General features: G+C 47.9%; 2 protein-coding genes. One reads left to right on the top strand and one right to left on the bottom strand.

Translation table 11 applies throughout. From position 1 onward, the window contains the following. The coding region (locus tag HQM15_11275; GenBank protein MBF0493343.1) for a hypothetical protein at positions 1–140 on the bottom strand (140 nt) is incomplete at its 3' end. 258 nt (positions 141–398) lie between these two features. Between HQM15_11275 and HQM15_11270 the strand changes: the two genes are divergently transcribed. After that, on the top strand, positions 399–1,354 hold a 956-nt coding region (locus HQM15_11270), incomplete at its 3' end, for a PilT/PilU family type 4a pilus ATPase (GenBank protein ID MBF0493342.1).

Here is a 1,354-nt window from a genome sequence, read left to right as displayed (position 1 = left end):
TGCAAAAGAATATGGGACAGCTCCCCACCGGTATTTTTTTGGGTCAACTCCGCCGCGGCAAATTGTTCTTTTGAAATTGCACCCCGGGCGAGCATGGCCTGCACCAGATCTACGGGTTGTTGACTCAATTCTATATTCATAACACCTTACATTCCCCCTCTTAAGGTAAGAGGGGGTTAGGGAGCGTTATGACAAATAGGGCCCGCTTGCTCATAACTCCTCCCACCCTCCTCTTATCTTAAGAGGAGGAGAGTTGGAAAAATGCCTGTTTTTTTATTTTACTGGCTTTTATTATTGTAGCTGAAAAAAAGATCAGTTGTAAATGGTCTCGAGCGAAGATAAACTATTTAAATAGTTGATATTAAAATACTTTTTAACAAACCTTATCAGGATTTAACATGCGTACTTTAAAAGAATTGCTCTCCCGGGTGGTTGAAAAAAAAGGCTCCGATTTGCACATCTCTGCCGGGTCTCCACCGCGCCTGCGTTTGCATGGGGAGTTAATTCCCCTGGAAAACGAGGCCATCGTCGGGGTGGAAGAGGCAAAAAGGCTTTGCCTGGAATACGCGACAGAAAACCAACAGAAGCGCCTGAATCAGATGCAGGAAATCGATTTTTCTTTTGGCATCGAAAATGTTTCGCGATTTCGTGCCAACGTCTATGCCGAAAAGGAATCCATTGCTGGTGCATTTCGCGCGCTGCCCCTGGAGATCCCGGATATTGAAAAACTGGGGCTTCCTCCCAAGGTAAAGGAACTGGTCAACCGACCCAATGGCCTGGTGCTGGTGACTGGAGCGACGGGTTCCGGAAAATCGACCACGATTGCTTCCATCTTAAATCAAATCAATAAAACCCGAAAAGAACATCTCATCACCATCGAAGACCCAATCGAATACATCTTCAATCATGGCGCCTGCATGGTGCATCAACGCGAGGTGGGCCTGCACACTGAAAGCTTTCAGAGCGCCCTCAAATATATCCTGCGACAAGATCCAGACATTGTGCTGGTGGGTGAAATGCGTGATTTAGAAACCATTCAGGCCGCCATTACCACTGCAGAAACGGGGCATCTGGTGTTTGCGACCCTGCATACAAATTCCACCGTTCAGACGGTGGATCGTATCATCGATGTCTTTCCGCCCAATCAACAACCTCAGGTGCGATCACAGCTGGCCTTTATTCTGGAAGCCATCTTATGCCAGCAGCTCATCCCCATCAAGGGCGGCGGACGCAAGCTGGCCATTGAAATGCTGTTCCCCAATTATGCCATCCGCAACCTGATTCGTGAGGGGAAAACCCATCAGATGTATGCGCAAATGCAAAGTGGTCAGGAAAAGACAGGCATGAGGACCAT

Source organism: Deltaproteobacteria bacterium, from assembly GCA_015233135.1.
Taxonomy (GTDB): domain Bacteria; phylum UBA10199; class UBA10199; order JADFYH01; family JADFYH01; genus JADFYH01.
The sequence above is the reverse complement of the archived record's forward strand: the minus strand, read 5'-3'. Positions and strand labels throughout refer to the sequence as shown.